The organism is Zarconia navalis LEGE 11467, assembly GCF_015207075.1.
GTDB classification, from domain to species: Bacteria; Cyanobacteriota; Cyanobacteriia; order Cyanobacteriales; family Geitlerinemataceae; genus Zarconia; species Zarconia navalis.
The window spans coordinates 1-20,962 of record NZ_JADEXN010000016.1; the positions used below are offsets into that span (position 1 = coordinate 1).

The window sequence follows — 20,962 nt, forward strand, 5'->3', positions numbered from 1 at the left end:
AGAAAGTTTGCAATTTGCCCTTCACTCAAACCAAATTCCTCGAAACTATGGAAGAGATTCGCGCCATCTTCTGAGAGTTGCCCGCCTCCGATATCGATGCGATCGCCTTCTGGAGTGATGCTCGTTCCCGTACCGTCATTGGCTGGGGTGATGGATTGAGCCAGGGACGCTGGGGCGATCGCGATGAGAAGTAGAGGCAGGCAAAATGAGACGATTGAGGGATGAGTCGCCAAGGGATTTAATGACATTTTGCAATTGGGATTAGAGGGTTATCGTCGCTAAAATATTGCCCAATTAAAAAAATTGATGCTATGGAGCTATTTTTGACTGGAGATAAAGCAGGAGTTGAAGTCTATATTTCTTAAACTCGAAACTTTAGGGAGATGACCGAGTATTTCTAAAAATCGAAACGTCAATTCGCGCTGAACTTTTCTTTTTTATGTTTTTAGCAGAGAGCTCGAGCGTGTTTTAATTTTTATTGACGATTTATATTTACATTATAATTCCCAAAAAACAGTCATGCAAATCCTATATTTTTTAGTAAGGATTGATTGAAAATGGATATCGATTGAAATATTTTATTTAACAAGAAAAACGTAGTAATACGTCGTAGTTATTCAAAAATAACAAATATTGCATCCGTATAAACCACAAGATTTATAGTGATATTGGTCTTGATATTTTAGGACTGACGCAATTTCAGCTTTTAACCACTAGATGTAGGAGCTAATGGCAGACAGCAAAGCAAGCCCTCAAACCATTTAGTCCCGATGGGTAAGTCCTGTATCTTTCTCGTATCGAGAAGTTTCTTCCATCACTCTCCCTCCAGAATGCGGACGATCGCGCAAAAATGTTAAGATTCCTTACTATGGATTCTTCTCGGCTGCAAAAACTACTTCACTACCTCCGCCCGCACTGGAAACCCACAGCTTTGGGAACGGGGGCACTGTTTCTCGTTAATGCTTTGGGGGTTTATATTCCCCTCCTCATTCGTAACAGCATCGACGAACTGCAAACCAGCTTCAGTTTCGAGCTAATTTTGCGTTACGTTTTCTTCATCCTCATACTCGCAACCATCATGTGGGTGATTCGAGTTGCCTCGCGGATGTGGATTTTTGGGGTCGGTCGTCAGGTGGAGTTCGATCTCAAACAGAGGATTTTCGAGCATTTACTGACCTTAGAAATGTCTTATTTTGCCGAAAATCGCATTGGTGACACCATCAATCGATCGACGAGCGATGTAGACAATATTCGGCGGTTGGTCGGGTTTGCGGTGCTCAGTTTGGTGAATACTCTTTTTGCCTACATCCTCACCCTCCCGGTGATGCTGGCGATCGATCTGCGGCTAACCCTGCTCTCTTTGCTCATTTATCCGGTGATGTTCGTTGTGGTTTGGCTGGCAAGCGATCGCCTCCGCACCGAACAATTAACGCTCCAGGAAAAGCTCTCGGATATGAGCGGGACGATTCAGGAAGATATGAGCGGTATGGCGCTCATCAAAATTTACAGCCAGGAAGAGAACGAACGCCGTGCCTTTAGCCACTTGAATCGAGATGTCCTCAAGGCCAATCTCGATTTGGCTCGTACCCGCACCATTTTATTTCCCCTCCTCCAAGGGTTAGCCAGCGGTAGCTTACTCATTTTGCTCGCGTTTGGTTCCGGCGCGATCGCCAACGGTCGCATCGATATCGGCGATTTTGTCGCTCTAATTTTATATGTCGAACGTCTGGTCTTTCCTACGGCATTGCTCGGATTCACCCTCACCATTTACCAACGGGGGGAAGTGAGCATCGATCGCATTGAGGCGATTTTCACCGTCAAGCCCAAAATTCGCGATACAGCGACATCTGAATCGATGCCAGTCGATGACGTTCGAGGCAAAATTGAAGCCCGTCACCTCACTTATCGCTATGGAGAAAGCGAAGATGCGGCATTAAACGATCTCAGCTTCGAGATTTTTCCCGGAGAAACCGTGGCGATCGTCGGTGCGATCGGTTCGGGCAAATCGACTCTGGTACAAGCCTTCCCCCGCTTGTTAGATATTGCCCCCGGTCAGCTCTTTCTCGATGGAATCGATATCACCCAAATTCGGATCGAAGATTTGCGGCGGGCGATCGCATTTGTTCCCCAGGATAGCTTTCTCTTTAGCACGACCATTCAAAACAATATTCGCTACGGTGTCCCCCTAACCTCTTTGAAGGAGATCGAACCCGTTGCCGAACAAGCCCAAATTCATGCTGAAATCTTCAACTTCCCCCAACAGTACGAAACTATTGTTGGCGAACGGGGGATTACTCTTTCCGGGGGACAGCGACAGCGAACTTCTTTGGCAAGGGCGTTGCTCATCGATGCACCCATCCTGATTTTGGATGATGCTCTATCGAGCGTGGACAATCAAACGGCGACGGACATTCTTAAAAATCTCTCGACCCAAACCCAACGCAAAACCGTGATTTTTATCTCTCACCAAATGTCGGCAGCTGCCACAGCCGATCGCATTTTCGTGATGGAACGGGGCAAAATCGTTCAAACGGGAACCCATGCCGAGTTAATTGGGGAAAAGGGATTGTATCAGTCTCTATGGGAAATTCAGAAGTTCGAGGAGTTGCTGATTTAGTGAAAAAACCGCTCGCTCGATTTTTGGGTTTCTCTGGTTGTACCCAAATTCGGAGAACCTCAATCGCAAAGGTGCCAAACGCTGTAATGGCCCCAGACTTTAAAAATCTCTGTGTGGGTTTCGAGTTCCTTGAGGGCATCTTCCCAAAAGACTCGAGCGCCGGGGGCCTCAAAGTCGATGAAAAATAAATATTCGCCGAGCGATCGCTTGGCGGGACGAGATTCGATCCGGCTCATATTGATGCCGCGAGCGGCGAGTACCTGTAGGGGATGAACTAGCGCGCCGGGAAGATTTTTGGGCAGACTGAATGCTAAAGAGACGTAATGCAGTTCGGTGGCTGGACTTTCGACGCCCAAATTGAATCCCGATTGCGATACCACCCAAAACCGAGTGCAGTTGTCGAGGCGATCGTTGATCGGATGGGCGAGAACCGGCACATCGTACAACTGGCCGGCTCGACTCGAAGCGATCGCGCCGATGGTTCGATCGGTGTGAATTTTTTCTAGCGCTTCAGTTGTGGATTGGGTCGAGAGTAGTTGTGCGGTGGGTAGATAACGCTCCAACCAAAGCTGGCACTGGGCCAAAGCCTGGGGATGGGAATACACGACGTTGAGATGGGAAAGAGCATCCGCCCGCGCGAGCAGAGCGTGGGAAATGGGTAAAACCAGAGCCTGTTGAATGGTTAGGGCATCCAGCTGCCACAGGGTATCGAGAGCCACAGCGACGCTTCCACCGAGAGAGTTTTCGACGGGAACGACTCCCAATTGCGCTTCGCCTCGAACCACAGCTTGTAGGGTTCGGGCAATGCTCGAATAGGGTTTCAAGACATACGAACGATCGAGGCGCTGTTTTAACCCATCGACATAAGCGAGTGTCGCCGCTTCTGAATACGTACCCGCAGGCCCTAAATGAGCAATTGAAATGGTCATTGCTTGGGATGTCCCATCAATCGATATAAGTTTATATTTATGACTGATTACGATCGAATTTTCTCAAAATAATCAAAAAATCTTGACTTTCTGATTTTTTGCGTTTATGTTACTTTGATATTCAAACTTATATTTCTTGCAAAGAAATATAAAGAATTGTAAAATTCAATGTAACAAGCGTTTCAAGCTGTTGCCATATCAATATTTTCCCATGTACACCCGCTTTTTTGCGTCTTTGCCAGCTGAAATCGCCGTACCGGAACAACCGGTTCCCATTCAGCATTATCTGCGTCAACCTCAGCGCTTAGTCAACGCCCTGGTCGATCCCACTCGTCTGGAACGACTCGGTGGCGATCGCTTCCGCATTCACGTTCGACCGCTCAATTTTATGATGCTGAAGATTCAGCCGACAGTGGACTTGAAAATTTGGACCGAAGCAAGCGGAGCCGTCCACCTACACTCTTCTCAGTGCGAACTACGGGGCATCGATAACCTCAAAAAGCGTTTTACATTCAATTTGGCGGGCACGTTAGTTCCTCACCAGGGATCGGACATGACTTACCTGCGAGGTCGAGCCAATCTAGAGGTGCGAGTCGAGCTGCCTCCCGCCTTGTGGCTCACTCCGAAATCAATTCTCGAAGGTGCCGGAAATGCCCTGCTGATGAGCGTTTTGCGAACCATCGAACAGCGGTTGATGCGTCAATTGCTCGTCGATTACAAAGTGTGGGCAAATGATGTCGGCGAACAAGTCTCGGGCGTCTGTCCTGCAGGTCGGCTGTCGGCAGAGGCATAAGCTCGAATGATGAGAAAGCCGTTCTGAGGTCACGTCAACCTCGTTGAAATCTAACGGGATTCTGACTCGAAAGTCGGGATGCATCAAGCTCCAAACTCCGGGAGAAACAACGATTGCGAGTTTGTATTTTTAGGCTTTTGGGATGTCGGCGGCAACCCAAATCGAACGAGGCGACTTCTCCTGGAAAGACCTGATATTGGTACAATAGAAGTATTCAATGTTAGGTGGAGTAGGCGTGAGGAGAAAACTCAAATCGCGAGCGAAAAAAATCCGCTCCAGCATAATTTTAGGATTGCTGATGCTGTTAGCGATCACTACAGTACTACCGGCAACAGCCCGCCAGTCTCAGATTTCACAGAGCATTTCCACGCCGATCGAAGCCGGCAAGGCATCCTACTTCGCCGGGCAACTCTCGGAAGCCGCACAGCTCTGGCAACAAGCGGTACAAACCTATCAAGAGCGGGGAGATCGACTGAACTTAGCCATCGCTCAAAACTATTTATCCCTGGTATACCAAGATTTAAACCAGTGGGAAGACGCGCGAGACGCGATCTCCAAGAGTTTAGAACTTCTCTCGGCATTTCCCGACGACGAAGCAACCGTTGCCCCGGTTCGGGCCCAATCTTTCAACTTTCAAGGATCGCTTTATCTCGCCACCGGACAAGTAGAATCCGCCCTCGATAGTTGGCAGCAAGCTGAAGATACTTACCAACGGGTGGGAGATACCGCTGGCGCGATCGGCAGCCAAATCGATCGCGCTCAGGCGCTGCAAACTCTGGGACAGTACCTAAGGGCGAAGGAACTTTTAGAGACGGTGAACGCCTCCCTTGCTTCGGAACCCGATTCTCCGCTAAAAGCGGATGGATTGCGAAGTTTGGGAACGACCCTCGGCGCGATCGGGGACTTGGAACGCGCCCAAGAGAAACTAGAGCAAAGTTTAGCGATTTCTCAAGCTCTCGAGCAAACGGGTCAGATGCGAGCGACCCTATTTAGTTTGGGAAATACCGCTCGCGATCGCAATGACTATCAAGCGGCACTGACTTACTACCAAGAAGCCATCGAGTTAAGCCAGACCCCTCTCGATCGAATTGAATTGCAGCTGAACCTATTAAGCCTGTTAGTGAGCGTGGAACAGTGGGATGCAGCGATCGCGCTCCTCCCGCAAATCGACGAACTAATCGCAGATTTACCCCCCTCTCGGATGAGCGTTAACGCCCGAGTCAATTTTGCTCGAAGCTTGATGCGTATCGGTATTGTGGCTAATACCAGCGAATCCATCGTCGCCAACGATCGGGAGGTCGCACAGGTTCTAGCCGATGCCGTCGAGATCGCTCAAACCCTCAACGATCGGCGAGCCGAATCCTACGCCCTGGGAACATTAGGACGGCTTTATGAAATCAGAAACAACTGGTCGGAGGCTCAACAAGTAACCGAACGAGCGCTAGCCATCGCCCAGGGAATCAGCTCTTCCGATTTAGCCTATCGCTGGCACTGGCAACTGGGGCGAGTCCTCAAAGCCAAAGGAGATCGGGAAACGGCGATCGTCAGCTATACCGAATCGGTCAAACTGCTCAAAACCTTGCGCCGAGATTTAGTTGCCATCGATACCGACTTGCAGTTTTCCTTTCGAGATCGAGTCGAACCCGTCTACCGTCAGCTTGTAGACTTGTTGCTCGCACCCAACGCCTCCCAAGACAACTTGACTGACGCTCGCGTTGCCATCGAAACCCTGCAACTAGCCGAGCTAGACAACTTCTTTCGGGAAGATTGTTTGAGAACCAAAGCCATTGAAATTGACGACATCGACCCCCATGCCGCCGTCGTATATCCGATCGTTCTGCCCGATCGAATTGAGGTGGTTCTCTCCCTACCCGGTCAGGCACTGCGCCACTATTCCACGCCGTTACCGAGTTCGGAAGTTGAAGAAACCCTCCAAAGCTTCTTTGAGTCCCTGCACTTGGCTTACTCGACCCAGGAACGTCTGGTCCTATCCGAGCAGATTTACAGCTGGCTGATTCGACCGGCCGAAGCAGACTTAGAAGCGGCGAATATCGAAACTTTGGTCTTCGTTCCCGAAGGATTCTTGCGGAACCTACCCATGAGCGCTCTCTACGACGGCGAACGCTACCTGATCGAAAAATACCGCGTTGCCATTTCCCCAGGCCTGCAACTGCTTGGGGCGCGATCGCTCGAACAGACCCAACTGAGTGCCTTCGCGGGGGGACTCACCGAAGCGCGTCAAGGATTTGTCGCCTTACCGGCCGTACAAGGGGAAGTCGCAAAACTCAAAGAAGAACTTGCCGCCGAAGTCTTTCTCAACGAAACCTTTACCCGAACCAACCTACAAAATAAAATCTCAAATTCGAGCTTCGATATCGTCCACCTGGCAACCCACGCTCAATTCAGTTCCTCTGCCGAGGAAACTTTTCTGTTAACTTGGAGCGATCGCGTCAACGTTAAAGAATTTGGGGAAGTTCTACAAACTCGAGAAGGACAAACGACCAACCCGATCGAATTACTCGTTCTGAGTGCCTGTCAAACGGCAGAAGGAGACGATCGCGCCACCTTGGGGTTGGCAGGACTGGCCGTTCGATCGGGCGCGCGCAGTACCGTAGCCAGTCTGTGGGCGGTGCGCGACGAGTCTACCGCCCAGTTGATGCAAGAGCTATACCAGCAGTTGCGCCAAAATCCGGGAATCGGTCGTGCGGAAGCTCTGCGACAGGCCCAGCTTTCTCTAATCGCTCAGCGGGACTTCAATCATCCTTTTTTCTGGTCTCCCTTTATCTTGATTGGCAATTGGCTCTAAAGGAATCAGAAAATGCGGAATCTGGGGTCTTGCACCCCACCCCCTATCGCTCGAGGAAGAAGTTTGCAGTCGATTATCGAAGTCCAAAACCTGAGCAAAGTTTATCCCGTCGCTGTCAAGGAACCGGGACTTAAGGGAACGTTGCGTCACTTTTTTCGCCGCACCTACCGTCAGGTTCGTGCGGTTCAAGGGGTTTCATTTCAAATTGAACCGGGGGAAGTCGTCGGTTTTCTCGGGCCCAACGGTGCGGGTAAAACCACAACCCTGAAAATGCTAACGGGTTTAATCCATCCATCGGATGGAAAGGTGCACGTTGCCGATTGCATACCTTTCGATCGCACCCAACCCTTTCTGCAAAAAATCACCCTAGTGATGGGGCAAAAGCAACAGCTAATTTGGGACTTACCCGCTTTAGATTCCCTCCGCATTAACGCTGCTGTCTACGGTTTGTCCGATGGCACCTTTCGCAGTCGCCTCGCCGAACTCTCCGAATTGCTCTCTCTAGAGGGAAAGCTCACTCAACCCGTGCGCAAACTCTCCTTGGGAGAACGCATGAAAGCCGAACTCCTCGCCGCACTCTTGCATCAACCCCAGGTTTTATTTTTAGACGAACCCACCCTCGGCTTGGATGTGAACGCCCAGGTTGCCGTACGGGAGTTTCTGCGAGAATACAACCAACGCACGGGAGCGACAATTTTGCTCACCAGCCACTATATGGCTGATATTACCGCCCTGTGCGATCGAGTCATTTTGATTTATGCCGGTCGGCTCATCTACGATGGTCGTTTAGAGGGTTTATTGGAGCGTTTCGCCCCCTACCGAGAAGTGAAAGTCGAACTCGCTTGCCCCAAAGCAGAACGCGAATTAACCCCTTACGGTGAAATTGAATGTCTTCAAGGTCAATCCGTACGCTGGTTGGTCAAACGAGAGGCTTTAACCACCACCATCTCTCGCATTTTAGCGGAGCTGGAAGTCATTGATTTAACGGTGACCGATCCCCCCATTGAAGAGGTCATCGGTCGCGTTTTTCAAACGGGAACCGTAGAAGACAAGAACTAAGATCGAGTTCGATTCAATATCGATCGTCCCGAGTTAGGGGAAGCGCTATATCAGTTGAGATCGAATAAATTCGATCGCTTCAGGTAATCCCGTCTGAGTTTTTAGGTTGGTAAACACAAAGGGTTTCTCACCGCGCATTTTTTTTGCATCTCGTTCCATGACGCTCAAATCTGCCCCCACTAACGGTGCGAGATCGATTTTGTTAATAACTAACAAATCCGATTTGGTAATGCCCGGACCGCCTTTGCGGGGAATTTTATCTCCAGCCGCCACATCAATGACGTAAATGGTTAGATCCACTAACTCCGGGCTGAAGGTGGCTGCAAGGTTATCTCCTCCACTTTCGACAAACACCAAATCCAGGGGGGAGAACCGTTCCTCCAACTGTTCGACCGCAACCAAGTTAATCGAAGCATCCTCGCGAATGGCAGTATGGGGACAGCCTCCCGTCTCCACTCCCAAGATACGATCGGCGGCCAAAGCCTGAGAACGGACGAGAAACTGTGCATCCTCCTGGGTATATATATCGTTCGTGACGACCGCAATTTCGTAGCGATCGCGTAGAGCTTTACATAGGGAATCCACGAGAGCGGTCTTTCCCGACCCAACAGGGCCGGCAATGCCAATGCGAAAAGGACTCACGGTTTATTCTCCCGATCGACAGGTCAAGGATAAATTCTACTCGATCGTCCCTCAAATCGTCTCCTCGTCTTAGGTTGGGGAATTCAACCAACAGTCAAGTTCATTGTATCTTCTGGGGCGGTTACCCGAACACGGATCGGCGATCGCAATTCTTAATTTTCTCTGCGTGAGATCTTCTAGAAATTCGATTTATGGCATGAAACTATATGAGGGGCTTAACCCTACAGTAAAGATTCCGATCGTCTTGGCATCAGATCTCGATCGCCCACACCTAGGGAAATATAATCGATAGTAAGAGTATCGAGCCCGACTCGATTTCAAGTGACTCCAAAATTGATTTCTTCTCTATTGCTCGCACTCTAAATCAAATGAACAACGTACAAATTCTGAATCTATCGATCGATAACTTCTCTACCGCAGAATTACTTCAGAAACTCGAGATAGAAGGCGGAACGGTTTTTACACCCAACGTCGATCATCTCATGAAATTACAGACAGATTCAGAGTTTTACAACATTTATCAGTCTTGTACCTATCGCATTTGCGACAGCAAAATTTTACTCTACGTCTCAAAGTTTCTCGGACAGCCTTTGAAGGAAAAGATTTCCGGTTCGGATTTTTTGCCCGCCTTCTACAACCACTTCAACCAGTATGAAGATACCACCATTTTTCTGCTCGGGGCAGCCTCTGGTGTAGCGCAACAAGCTCAAGAAAACATCAACCAGAAAGTCGGACGGAAAATGGTTATCGATTCTTATTCTCCGACCTTTGGGTTTGAAAATGACGAAGAAGAATGCCAATATATTATCGATCGCATCAATCGATCGGGGGCAACGGTGCTAGCGGTGGGATTGGGCGCCCCCAAACAAGAAAAGTGGATCGCTCGCTACAAACACCAACTCGCCAACATACGTATCTTCCTAGCAGTCGGAGCAACAATCGATTTTGAAGCCGGCGAAAAACCTAGAGCGCCAAAATGGGTCAGCGAAGCCGGATTGGAATGGATGTACCGCCTTGTGAAAGAACCGAAACGACTGTGGAAGCGCTACTTAATCGACGATCTGCCGTTTTTTGGGCTAGTTCTCCAGCAGAAATTCAATCTGTACCGGAAACCGAGAAAGAGTGAGGTGGAAAAGAGCGCACGAGAAGATCGACAAGCGATCGCCTGAAAGCCAACTCCCACCCAACGCGATTGAGTTGACCGAATGTAGAAAAATTACGTTCGAGCGTGCAATTTTTCCACGGACAAGCGCAGTAGGATGTGGGAGGATGTCACAATTGTTAGATTCCTGATGGATTTTACCTCATGCGACATCACAATGTTTGGATTTCCCTCGGCTTTGCGAAATTGACCGCGCTGAGTACTCTCTCGATGTTTCTTCTCGCCCCAGGTCAAGCCCAGTCGAGTATTCGCAACCAGGTCAGGATTCTTCTCGAAGGTTATGTCACCCCGATCGAAGGTCGCGAATTTGTTCCTGGAGTCCGGGACGACGGCGCTCGACAGGTTGCCAGCACCATGGCACTAGTTGAGGGGGACAATGCCATTGTATTTGTCGATCCGGGTTTTGTGAGAGATCGGGCATTGATTTTCGATGCGTTAGCCCAGGCTGCTGTAACTCCCGAAGCAGTCACTCACGTCTTTATCAGTCACCATCACCCAGACCATACCTTAAATGCGGCTCTATTTCCCAATGCCACTGTGGTCGATTTCTGGGCGAACTATAAGGGAGATCTGTGGGAAGATCGCGGTGACAATGTTGAGATCGCTCCGGGTATCCGAGTACTGAGAACCCCCGGCCACACCCGCGAAGATGCTTCATTGGTGGTAGAAACCGAGAAAGGTACGGTGGTTTTCACTCATGTTTGGTGGACGGAAGAGCTTTTCCCACCCGAAGACCCCTTGGCAGAAGATGCAGCAGCATTAGAAGCCAGTCGGCAGCTTGTCTTCTCCCTCGCCGATTGTATCGTTCCCGGACATGGTGGAGCATTTCCCAATCCCCAGAAACCAGGGGCAAATTGCGACGCGATCGCTTTCCCTCAAATGTAGGTGTACCACTTCTTTCGAGATCTTGAATTTTCGATTTAGCGATTCGTTCGATCGTTTAGCCAACTTCCTCATCGACGATCGACTGCTCGCTCGTCAGAATATTAGCAACATCTAAAACGGTCACGATCTTATCCTTGTAGGGAGCCGTTCCTCGCAAAAAACCCTCATCGGAGGAAGATACCGTTGCCGGCAACGGGGCGATCGCCGATGGGTCGACGTGGGTAACATCAAACACTTCATCGACTGTAATCCCAGCTACCACCTCGTCCACTTGAACCACGATCGCCTTCGATGCCAAAGTCCCCGTCAAGAACGGTAAATTCAGTAAGCCGCGAATGGCCACCAACGTTACGATTTCACCGCGCAAATTTATATTCCCAATAATATGCGGGGGACAGCACGGAACCGGGGTGACGTGGTGAATTTCGGTAAATTCCCGAACCGTTCGTAAATCCATACCGAAATACTCTCCATTCAACCCCACCACCGCTAAGGGAATCGCGTCTGCGGTCTCCTCTTCTTGAACCGTCTGTCTCAAAACCTCCGCTCGGGAGCGAAAAATTTCCCGCTCCCGAGCCGTCCCCTGAAGGGCGAAAGGCGGAGGTTCTTCCTTGAATCCATCCCGTGCTGATAAACCCAACGAATCCGCTGGAAGAGCGCTTTGGGGAACCTCAGGTTCCACATCCTGGGAGTCGCGCATGAGCCGATCGCAATCGAGCAAGGTGATAATATCCGAGTCCACACTGGCAACACCGGAAACGAAACGGCGCGAGGTCGCCTCCGGGTAACGTTGGGAGACACTGACATCCCGTCCGTAGTCCAGTGCTGGAGAAATAGCCTCCAACGAGATCGTTTGCACCTCAAAGGCACGATCGACAATGATTCCCAGGCAAAGTCCTTCTCGTTCGAGGACGATGACGCTATCGCTGAGGGTATATTCTCGCCATCGATATCCGAAGCGCAAATTTAGATCCATGACGGGTACGATGGTTCCCCGCAGATTTAAAACACCGACAATATCTTCTGGGGCTTCGACGGCTGGACTTAACTGAGGCAGAAAAAAGACTTCCCGAACGGCACGAGCTTCTACGCCGTAGCGGGAGTACTTTAAACTGAAAATTAAATAGGGCGTGGTTTCCATGAATCTGACGCAGGCGCGATCGATGGTTTCGAGACAACATCAAACCCCTGGGGCGATCGCGAAATCGCACGTGTGGAGATTAAAGGAGTTTGGCTGGTCAATTCTCTCTCCACGACTCCAATATTCCCCATACTAAGTATTTAACCGAATTTGAGATTACTGCACCATCGGGAGCGGTGGGAACTGTTCCAACATGTCACCGGCAGTCAGTCGAGCAATGGGATCGACGATCGCCCCCGAGGGTAAAGTTCCGAGTAATTCCAATGCTGTCGATTGCATCTTGCTGGCTCGGGTGAGTTGTCTCTCTTTACGATACACTGCGGCGAGTTCGAGATAGGCAAAAACCGAACTCGGGTCGAGGTAAATAATTTGCTTTAATAGGTTTTTCGCTTTCGGCATATTCCCTTGAACCTCGGCAATTCGAGCCAGTAAATAGCGCGGTTCGATCGACAGCGAATCGAGGGCAGTTGCCTGAACGCAATAGTAAGTCGCTTTTTGATAATCTCCTAAATTGGCATAAGCTATTGCAATGAGAAGATATCCTTTCAGGCAATCGGGCGCAATTTCTAAAATATGTTGGGCGGCTTTAATCGTTTCTGGATAGGCACCTTTTTCTAGTAGCGAAGTGGCTTCGAGGGTCAGAGTCTGGATATCGATCGGTTTTAACTTTCCCGGTTGATAGGCGCAGGCGGAATGAGATGATGTGAGAGAAGACTGTCGGCAAGGTTCGGTTTGAATCGATGTTGGCAACAAAGACCGCAGGGGTTCGTCTTTCGAGCCTCGATCGGTCATCGGTGAAAGGACTTTGCCCGCGAGTTCGCGGCAGTCGGGAACCTTTGGTGCAATTGGGGATTCGTTCGTTTTGCGGTAAATAGCCGAATTTGGGAATACGAGGGTTTGCAATCCATCGAGGGCGAGATCGGGTAGTTCGGCATGAGCGCTCATAAGATATCCACCAGATTGCAGAGTGTGGTGGAACTTTCCCAGAACTTGCTCGATCGCCTCGCTTTCAAAATAAATAAAGACGTTTCGGCATAGAATTAAGTCAATTGTTTCCAAACCCAAGCGCAAACTTGGAAATCGATCGGTCACTAAATTGAGATACTCGAACTTTACCATTTCTCGAATGGTACGATCGATTTCCCACCCGATCGAGTTTCTCGTGAAATATCGTTTTCGAACCATCGGATCGACAGACCGAAACGACCAATCACCATAAAGTCCCTGCTTTGCTTTTTTGAGAATATTCTGATTGATATCCGTGCCCAAAATGGAGATATCCCAATTGGGTAAATCCGGCAGTAATTCTCGCAACAAAATCGCCAGAGAGTAAGGCTCTTCTCCCGAAGAACAAGCTGCACTCCAGATTTTGAGCTTGGGAATTTTGGAACTTTTTCGCTTTTTTTCGATTAAACTTGGAAGAATTGTATCCTTGAGAAGATCGAACTGACCCGAATCTCGAAAAAAATAGCTTTCAGTCACCGTTAAAGAATTAATCAGTTCTTGCCACTCGTTAGAGGGATCGGAGATCCAATGGTTAGAATTTTGAATTGATATCCGTTCTAAAACTTGATAATAGTCGTCTAAAGACCTCAATCCCAATACTCGCATTTGAGACAACAGTTTTGCCTGCAATTGTCCCAAATCAGCTAATCTAACGTACAGTCCAGTTTGGCGAGAAATCAATTGGATAAATTTTTGCATTAAGGCTTGATTCATAGTTGATTCTCTCTACCTAGCGGCTCACGTTCGCACGAGTATTTTTTTTACAAACGAATCATAATCATTTAATCAATTCGATCCGGATACACCCCTTATTCATAACCTAGCCTAACTTTCGATATTTGCAATCGGGCTTGAATTGGGTATCGATATTGAACCTTTGCCCTCCCCCGCCGCCGCAATGAACGTTATGATAAAGAAGTTAGTTAAGTTCTGTAAAGACAATTGACTGCCGCATTTACAGCCCCCAATAGCCTGACGAAACCCTTTTCCTGGCATGCCCTCAAGCCATTGTGGCAAGGCGATGAGACTGATGTACAGCGGGGTCTACCCCATCATCAGTTAGCCCCTGCATGGCAAATTTTACTCTTGGGCGATGGTTCGCCAACCCGCCATTTAAAGCTGCTGACGAGGGAAACCATCGAAGTGGATGTTATCGATATGTCTTCGATCGGGATGGATTCCGATAGTGCCCCAGAGTTAATCCAAGCTGTCCCCGGCCCGAGGTTGCGGCGACAGGTCTGGCTGAGAACTGCTTCGGGTCAGCGACTCGCCTACGCCGCCTCCTGGTGGAATGCGAGTCATGTCGACGAGTACCTACAAAATCGGTCTTTGCCCATTTGGGATAACTTGACCCGCTTGCATACCGAGTTATATCGAGATGTTCGGGGACTTTGCTGGGGTCACTGCGAAGCCCTAGAGGATGCTTTCGAGCGGAAAGAACCTTTTTGGGGTCGTCACTACCTGTTTTGGCATAACGGCCAACCCCTGACACTCATTTATGAGGTTTTTTCTCCTTACCTGACGAAATATCTCGGTTCGATGCACTAGACTCGGCTTTGAGAGTTCCGATCTGGCTCGAACTCGTTATCGAAGAAATAAGGCTTAATATTAAGCCCTAAACTATAGGTTGGGTAACTTGTAGATCTGAATGATTGAGTTTCCCATGCCGGTCGTCGCATCCATCGCGATCGATCGTCGCAAGCTATTTGCTTCATAGATATTAACCCCAAGAAACTTGACAGTCGATAGATAAACCAATCTAAAATGTAGTTTATCGAAATCGTCAATTAAATTGCAAGACGTTAAATTACTATTAATTTAAATTTTATTTTTTCTTTTTAAATCTGTCAATCAAAAAAGAGAAATTGAGTGTTTTCCACGTGACTTTTTCGTTCTGACAATGAAGAACTCAGCAAATTCACGAAGGTCGAACCTTGAAGGTGCGTATTCGCTCAATTTTTTTCGGCTTTTTGGTTGCTGAGTTGATTTCGATATGGGTATCAACAAATCGTCTATCGAGTAATTGTGCGACTTCTGGCTTCGTCTCGATGGTGCCGCTCTCTAGTAATAACTGACTGATGGTCTCTAAGGCAAGGGAAAAAGAATCAAGAGTATTTTTCGATCGAAAATCAATTGCATTCTCTTCTAGATTTAATCTTTTCAAAGCAGAGTCATAGCTTTTAAATGTTTCGATCGATACATCAGCCCGATCGGACATAATTTCATAAGCTCGATCTCGATGTTCCTGCATATATTTTAACGTCCTCGACCAAGCTTCAATCGCACCTTCTATCTTTTCGGGATATCGATCGAGGGTCTGACGATCGACCGATAGCGTATTAAAAAATAAACCGGGGAAATTGACCGAACTCCATAGTTCACGCGAACCATTTCGGGCTAGCGCAAAAGTCGTATAGGGTGCAGAAATACCAATAACATCGACTTTGCCGGTCGTAAATGCCTCTGTCGCGGCTTCAGAATCGAGCGTTTGAATCACGACATCGTTCAGAGTCAGCTTGGCTTTTTGAAGCCCGAGCAATAGGAGTAAATGGTGAGCGACACCCTCTGCAAGAGCAATTTTTTTTCCTTTGAGATCGGCAGTGGTTTGAATGGCATCGCTAGCAATTATTTTTTCGTTGCCCATAGAGCGATCGATCGCTAAAACGATCGATAAATCGGCACCTTCGGCAACAGAATAAATCGTATCGCTCGCACTTTGGGAATTGAGGTCGAGCAAACCCGATGCCAGTGCTTCAACGGATGTTCCATAATCCTCAAACCACTTCGCATCGATATTTTGATGGAGGCTTTTAAATAAATCTTCCTCTTTGGCAACCAACCAGGGCAAATAACTCGGATTGCGGCTGAAGCCGACATTGAGGGGAACTGCTGCCGAAATATCACCCGCTTTAGGGTTGGGGGTGAGACTTGACGCACAACCGGTTACCACCAGAAGACAGAACAAACACAAAGCAAGCCAAATTCGGATGGGGCGATGGTTCATCATTTTTTTCGATTCGTTCGCAGAAAATGGGTCAGACGAATTTTGATTTGTTCGACGCAATGGAGAGCGAGATCGCGCTCGAACCTGACTTTTTAACCATACCCCGATCTCTTGGGAAGGTTGACCCCCCAGCAGCGAGCGATATTCGTCCCATCGCGATCGAGTACAATAAGTGATGCAATGCAAAATCCCGTGCTTTCCCATTTGCGAGCTGCCCGATCTTGGTCTTGTCTCCAAAGCTGACGCAACAACCCTGGAACGAAACCTACAGCGAGATTATCGATGTTCGATCGCCGAGCGAGTTTGAAATCGATCGAATGCCCGAAGCGATTAATCTCCCCGTACTCAGCGACGAAGAACGAGTCAAAGTTGGAACGATTTACAAGCAGGTGAATCCCTTTGAAGCGCGGAAAATTGGCGCGGCATTGACAGCTCAAAACATTGCCCGACACTTAGAACTTCACTTTGCCGCCAAACCCAGGGATTACGCACCGCTCGTGTATTGCTGGCGAGGGGGACAGCGATCGCAAAGTCTTGCAGGTGTTCTTGCCGCCATTGGTTGGTCGGCAACGGTCGTTGACGGGGGCTACAAAACCTATCGAGCTTACGTACGATCGCAGCTAGAACGGGTACCCGATCGCTTCACCTATCGCATTTTAGCCGGAGCGACCGGTAGCGGCAAAACTCATATTCTCCAACGGCTAGCCCAGTTGGGCGCTCAGGTGTTGGACTTGGAAGCCCTAGCCAATCATCGCGGATCGCTGTTGGGGGAGGTGTGGGACGAAAATCCCACTCCTCAGCCGAGTCAAAAAGCCTTTGAATCTCGCCTGCTGCGACGCCTACAGCATTTCGATCCCAGTGTGCCGGTTTGGGTGGAATCGGAGAGCAATAAAATCGGGCAAGTTTATCTTCCCCCGGCTTTGTGGAATCAAATGAAACAAGCATCGGGCGTGGAAATCGAACTGGCGATCGAACATCGCGTCAACTGGCTGCTTCAAGAGTACGATCGCTTGGGACGGCATGGGGAGTTTCTCGCCACAAAGTTGGAAGGGTTGACATCTCGCCACGGTCGGAAGAAAGTAGACCAATGGTACGATCTGATTCGACAAAGGGATGGGAAAACCTTGGTTGCCGACCTTCTAGCATCGCACTACGATCCGAGCTATCGGCGATCGCTCGGTCAATGCTATCCTCACCTCCAGCACGGCATCTTGCTACCGGATTTGTCCCCAGCCAGCGTAGACGCATTGTGCGATCGACTTCTAGGAGATGCGATCGAGCCATCGAACAGTTCGCAGGCGATCGAGTGAGATGATATTAGAAGTGGCAATTCTCGATGTCAAATCCGAGCTGGGAAGTGAATTTGAAGCCGCGTTTTCAGCCGCCTCGACAATTATTGCCTCGATGCCCGGATTTCTCGATCTCGAACTCCAGCGTTGCCTCGAAACGGCCAACCGCTATATTTTGCTCGTGCGTTGGGAAAAGTTAGAAGACCATACCATCGGATTTCGACAATCCCCAGAGTATCAAGAATGGCGTGCTCGGCTACATCATTTTTACGAACCGTTCCCGACGGTAGAACACTATGAAATAGTGGTTCAAAACGGCGTTGACATCAGTTTGAAAACAACGAACGACAAACGATGAAGGGGTGAGCAGCTCAAATGCATTTAGATGATTCCCCACCCTAAATTCGTTCCCTCGCGAGCCAATAAGTGTCGATCGCACCGCGTCATTGAGCGCAATACACGAGTTTCGCGAGCCACTTTCCAAGTTGCCCCAGCTTCTCACCCCCAACGATGGTAATTCCCGAATTTGAGATGAGGGCTAGGGGTCTACAACACAAGCAAACAGCCTTGAAAACTGCGATCGATGCAGAATATCGCAACGGCCTTCTAAAGGGTTAAGAGCATCTCTAACTGCTAAAAGCCGATGCTTGCTGCTATATTACCCATGGCAAGCGATCGCAATGAGAGGGAGCAGAACAAGATGGCAGCGCCGCAGAGATAGACCTGACGCAGATTCAGGTTTAAGCCACCATTCGTAGCGTTCTCATCGGCCTGCTTGTTGATTTAGCGTCTGCGTGTAAGTTCTAAGAGAATGAGAAAATCGAGTTAGATCGGGTGCGTTATTTTGGAGAGCAACGGACTGACAGAGCGATCGGGAGATCGGTAACGCTGAAGCCATGAGCAAATTCGCGCACCTCATTCTAAATCCTAAAGTCCCCCTGCGCGTGGTTCTGGTGGTTCCCTTTGTCGCTCAAGTCGTCGCAGCTGTCGGACTTGTGGGCTATCTCTCCTTTCGCAACGGCCAGCAGGCAGTAGAAGACCTCGCAACCCAGTTGCGCGATGAAATTACCGCTCGCATTCAAGATCGTCTCGAGAGTTACTTAAAAATTCCCCACCGCATCAACCAAATCAACGTTGACGATCTAGAACTCGGAAAGCTCGACATACAAGATATTGAAGGGTTAGAACGACATTTTTGGCAGCAAATTCAGCGCTTCGAGTCTGCCAGCTACATTTATTTTGGCAGCGAAGCGGAAGTTTTTAGCGGTGCCGAACGCGGTGCCGACAACGCTTTCAACGTTGCTTATTGGTCGCAGGATTTGCCTGGGGATGAATTTGAGACCTATGCCACGGACGATCGCGGCGAGCGCACCCAACTCCTCTCGAGCGTTCCCGACTACGATCTGTCGAGCCGTCCCTGGTATCGCGGAGCAGCGCGGGCGGGTCGCGCCAGTTGGGGGGATATTTACGTCTGGGCGGCTCCCTATCCAAATGTGGCATTACCCGCCGTCCTCCCGGTCTACAATGACGCGCGGGAGTTGGAGGGGGTTTTTGCTGTCGATTTGTCGTTGCTAGATATTGGCAAGTTTCTGCAAAGCCTGAAAATTGGCAAAACTGGAGAAACGTTTATTATGGAGCGCAATGGCTTGCTCGTTGCCACCTCCACCGATCGAGTTCCCTTCACGAGCCAGAACGGGGAGCAGCAGCGCCTCCGGGCAACGGAGATCGAAGATCGCCTCATTCGCACGACAGCCGAGCATTTGCTCGCCACCTTCGACGATCTCAGCCGCATCGAGAGTTCGGAGCAACTTACTTTCAAGTTAGACAACCGAGGGCAATTGGTACAAGTGACCCCCTATCGCGATGATTTGGGTTTGGATTGGTTCATTGTCGTGGTCATTCCCGAAGCGGACTTTATGGCGCAAATTTATCGAAATACCCAGATGACTCTGGGATTGTGCGCGATCGCTTTTGTTGTAGCCGTGGGATCGGGCATTGTCACCTCCAACTGGATTACCCAACCCATTTTGTATCTCGGCCGTGCCAGCCGCCGCATTGCCAATGGAGAACTCGATCGAACTGTCGATCGAACTGACAATCGGGTGGTGCAAATTGACGAACTCAAGGCTCTGTCGGAATCCTTCAATCGAATGGCCGCTCAGTTGAGCGTATCTTTCCATGCTTTAGAACTAATGAACGAGCAGTTAGAGCAGCAAGTCACCGAACGTACCGCCCGACTGGCCGAAGCTGAAGCAGAACTGCGGGGACTCTTTGAAGCGATGACGGAACTCATCTTCATCAAAAGCCGCGAAGGACGCTATCTCAAGGTTATTTCCGGTTCGCCAGAACTGCTGCTGCGCCCAGTGGAAGGTCTGTTGGGAAAAACCGAGTTCGATGTGTTGCCAGATGCGATCGCCGAGCGTTTTGTCGGTTACATCCAGCAGGTACTAGATACCCAGCAAACAGCGCGAGTGGAGTACAGTTTGACTCTAGCAGGGCGAGAATTTTGGTTTGCGGCGAATATTTCCCCGATCGGAGCCGATCGGGTCATCTGGGTGGCGCGGGATGTGAGCGCTCGCAAACAGGTCGAGGAAGCCCTGCAAGAAAAAGAGCAATATTTACGTCTAATTCTCAATAATATTCCCCAGCAGGTCTTTTGGAAAGATACGGATTTAGTGTTTCGCGGCTGTAATAAAAACTGGGCGATCGCCGCAGGATTTGACGATCCCGAAGCTGTCGTGGGCAAAACCGATTATGAGTTGCTGCCCGACGCTCCGCAGATAGCCGAGACCTTCCGAGAACAAGACCGTCAAATTATCGCTCGAGATGTGCCGAAACTACACTTTCTCCAGACCAAAATTCGACCGAGTCAAAACGGACAATCCGTATGGCTCGATGCAAGCAAAATTCCCATTCACGACTCAAAAGGCCATGTCATCGGTATTCTTGGAGTATTGGAGGATATTACTCAACGCAAACTGGCAGAAGAAGCCCTGCGAGCGGAACAGGAAAAATCAGAAGCTTTGCTGCTCAATATTTTACCCAGGGCGATCGCCAAACGCTTGAAACAGTCCCAAGATGCGATCGCCGAACAGTTCGAGGAGGTGACGATTTTGTTTGCCGATATTGTTGGGTTTACTCCGCTCTCGGCGCGCCTTCAACCCGTCGAACTCGTCAATTTGCTCAATCAAATTTTTTCTAATTTCGATCGCCTCGCCGAAAAATACGGTTTAGAAAAAATTAAAACCATTGGCGATGCCTATATGGTAGTAGGAGGATTGCCCGTTCCCCATGCTCACACCGCCCGCGCGATCGCCGATATGGCCCTAGAAATGCTCGAAACCATTTGCGAAGTCCGCGCCCAAATTGGCGAATCGTTCCAGATTCGTATCGGGATTAATACTGGAACGGTCGTGGCTGGGGTGATCGGTCTGAAAAAATTTATTTACGATTTGTGGGGGGATGCGGTGAACGTCGCCTCGCGAATGGAATCCTCGGGAGAAGCCGGAAAAATTCAAGTTACAACCGCCACTTACGAGCAATTAAAACATCACTACCGTTTCCAACGGCGGGGAGAGATTGCCGTAAAAGGGAAAGGGTTGATGACCACCTATTGGTTATTGGAGCGCG

At 49.4% G+C, this 20,962-nt stretch carries 16 protein-coding genes; 10 read left to right on the forward strand and 6 right to left on the reverse strand.

The features are described from left to right. On the reverse strand, window positions 1–248 hold a 248-nt coding region (locus tag IQ235_RS01865), incomplete at its 3' end, for a hypothetical protein (RefSeq protein ID WP_264319801.1). A 620-nt stretch (window positions 249–868) separates the two neighbouring features. Here IQ235_RS01865 and IQ235_RS01870 point away from each other — a divergent pair. Next, window positions 869–2,617 (forward strand): ABC transporter ATP-binding protein, encoded by a 1,749-nt coding sequence (locus IQ235_RS01870; RefSeq protein ID WP_264319802.1) that lies wholly within the window; start codon window positions 869–871, stop codon window positions 2,615–2,617. A 59-nt stretch (window positions 2,618–2,676) separates the two neighbouring features. On the opposite strand, the gene pheA is transcribed toward IQ235_RS01870, so the two are convergent. Further along, the gene (pheA, locus tag IQ235_RS01875; RefSeq protein WP_264319803.1) at window positions 2,677–3,546 is read right to left on the reverse strand and encodes a prephenate dehydratase; all 870 of its coding nucleotides are present in this window, start codon (window positions 3,544–3,546) and stop codon (window positions 2,677–2,679) included. A 211-nt stretch (window positions 3,547–3,757) separates the two neighbouring features. On the opposite strand from pheA, the gene IQ235_RS01880 reads away from it, so the two are divergent. The 3 genes from IQ235_RS01880 (at window position 3,758) to IQ235_RS01890 (ending at window position 8,204) form a co-directional block, all read left to right on the forward strand. Next, window positions 3,758–4,339, forward strand: a complete 582-nt coding sequence (locus IQ235_RS01880; RefSeq protein ID WP_264319804.1) for a DUF1997 domain-containing protein — start codon at window positions 3,758–3,760, stop codon at window positions 4,337–4,339. 298 nt (window positions 4,340–4,637) lie between these two features. Then, window positions 4,638–7,145 carry a CHAT domain-containing protein gene (locus tag IQ235_RS01885; RefSeq protein WP_264319805.1) on the forward strand — a complete coding sequence of 836 codons (2,508 nt, stop codon included), beginning with the start codon at window positions 4,638–4,640 and terminating at the stop codon, window positions 7,143–7,145. A gap of 12 nt (window positions 7,146–7,157) precedes the next feature. Beyond that, on the forward strand, window positions 7,158–8,204 hold the full coding sequence (locus IQ235_RS01890) for an ABC transporter ATP-binding protein (protein WP_405196627.1): 1,047 nt from the start codon (window positions 7,158–7,160) through the stop codon (window positions 8,202–8,204). Window positions 8,205–8,249: 45 nt separating this feature from the next. On the opposite strand, the gene ureG is transcribed toward IQ235_RS01890, so the two are convergent. Further along, entirely contained in the window at window positions 8,250–8,846 is a 597-nt protein-coding gene (gene ureG, locus IQ235_RS01895; RefSeq protein ID WP_264319807.1) for an urease accessory protein UreG, read from the reverse strand. 368 nt (window positions 8,847–9,214) lie between these two features. Between ureG and IQ235_RS01900 the strand changes: the two genes are divergently transcribed. Continuing rightward, window positions 9,215–10,015: a WecB/TagA/CpsF family glycosyltransferase gene (locus IQ235_RS01900; protein WP_264319808.1), complete on the forward strand. Its 801-nt coding sequence runs from the start codon at window positions 9,215–9,217 to the stop codon at window positions 10,013–10,015. A gap of 137 nt (window positions 10,016–10,152) precedes the next feature. Next, window positions 10,153–10,893 (forward strand): MBL fold metallo-hydrolase, encoded by a 741-nt coding sequence (locus IQ235_RS01905; protein WP_264319809.1) that lies wholly within the window; start codon window positions 10,153–10,155, stop codon window positions 10,891–10,893. A 55-nt stretch (window positions 10,894–10,948) separates the two neighbouring features. Here IQ235_RS01905 and IQ235_RS01910 read toward each other — a convergent pair whose 3' ends face one another. Together IQ235_RS01910 and IQ235_RS01915 are read right to left on the reverse strand one after the other, a co-directional pair. Next, entirely contained in the window at window positions 10,949–12,034 is a 1,086-nt protein-coding gene (locus tag IQ235_RS01910) for a chemotaxis protein CheW (protein ID WP_264319810.1), read from the reverse strand. Between the two features lie 156 nt (window positions 12,035–12,190). Continuing rightward, complete coding sequence (locus tag IQ235_RS01915) at window positions 12,191–13,753, reverse strand: CheR family methyltransferase (protein ID WP_264319811.1); 1,563 nt, start codon at window positions 13,751–13,753, stop codon at window positions 12,191–12,193. A gap of 228 nt (window positions 13,754–13,981) precedes the next feature. Between IQ235_RS01915 and IQ235_RS01920 the strand changes: the two genes are divergently transcribed. Further along, complete coding sequence (locus IQ235_RS01920) at window positions 13,982–14,587, forward strand: chorismate lyase (RefSeq protein WP_264319812.1); 606 nt, start codon at window positions 13,982–13,984, stop codon at window positions 14,585–14,587. A gap of 370 nt (window positions 14,588–14,957) precedes the next feature. On the opposite strand, the gene IQ235_RS01925 is transcribed toward IQ235_RS01920, so the two are convergent. Continuing rightward, window positions 14,958–16,046 (reverse strand): aliphatic sulfonate ABC transporter substrate-binding protein, encoded by a 1,089-nt coding sequence (locus tag IQ235_RS01925; RefSeq protein WP_264319813.1) that lies wholly within the window; start codon window positions 16,044–16,046, stop codon window positions 14,958–14,960. A 218-nt stretch (window positions 16,047–16,264) separates the two neighbouring features. Here IQ235_RS01925 and mnmH point away from each other — a divergent pair, with 218 nt between their 5' ends. The 3 genes from mnmH to IQ235_RS01940 all read left to right on the forward strand — a co-directional run. Continuing rightward, window positions 16,265–17,353, forward strand: a complete 1,089-nt coding sequence (mnmH, locus tag IQ235_RS01930) for a tRNA 2-selenouridine(34) synthase MnmH (protein ID WP_264319814.1) — start codon at window positions 16,265–16,267, stop codon at window positions 17,351–17,353. Window position 17,354: 1 nt separating this feature from the next. Beyond that, window positions 17,355–17,690, forward strand: coding sequence for an antibiotic biosynthesis monooxygenase family protein (locus IQ235_RS01935; protein WP_264319815.1), 336 nt, complete (start codon window positions 17,355–17,357; stop codon window positions 17,688–17,690). Between the two features lie 538 nt (window positions 17,691–18,228). After that, the coding region (locus IQ235_RS01940; protein WP_264319816.1) for an adenylate/guanylate cyclase domain-containing protein at window positions 18,229–20,962 on the forward strand (2,734 nt) is incomplete at its 3' end.

Coding starts and splice junctions, on each gene's coding strand:
- IQ235_RS01870 (WP_264319802.1), top strand. CDS start 869: ATGGATTCTTCTCGGCTGCAAAAACTACTTCACTACCTCCGCCCGCAC.
- pheA (WP_264319803.1), bottom strand. CDS start 3,546: ATGACCATTTCAATTGCTCATTTAGGGCCTGCGGGTACGTATTCAGAA.
- IQ235_RS01880 (WP_264319804.1), top strand. CDS start 3,758: ATGTACACCCGCTTTTTTGCGTCTTTGCCAGCTGAAATCGCCGTACCG.
- IQ235_RS01885 (WP_264319805.1), top strand. CDS start 4,638: ATGCTGTTAGCGATCACTACAGTACTACCGGCAACAGCCCGCCAGTCT.
- IQ235_RS01890 (WP_405196627.1), top strand. CDS start 7,158: ATGCGGAATCTGGGGTCTTGCACCCCACCCCCTATCGCTCGAGGAAGA.
- IQ235_RS01900 (WP_264319808.1), top strand. CDS start 9,215: ATGAACAACGTACAAATTCTGAATCTATCGATCGATAACTTCTCTACC.
- IQ235_RS01905 (WP_264319809.1), top strand. CDS start 10,153: ATGCGACATCACAATGTTTGGATTTCCCTCGGCTTTGCGAAATTGACC.
- IQ235_RS01910 (WP_264319810.1), bottom strand. CDS start 12,034: ATGGAAACCACGCCCTATTTAATTTTCAGTTTAAAGTACTCCCGCTAC.
- IQ235_RS01915 (WP_264319811.1), bottom strand. CDS start 13,753: ATGAATCAAGCCTTAATGCAAAAATTTATCCAATTGATTTCTCGCCAA.
- IQ235_RS01925 (WP_264319813.1), bottom strand. CDS start 16,046: ATGATGAACCATCGCCCCATCCGAATTTGGCTTGCTTTGTGTTTGTTC.
- IQ235_RS01935 (WP_264319815.1), top strand. CDS start 17,355: ATGATATTAGAAGTGGCAATTCTCGATGTCAAATCCGAGCTGGGAAGT.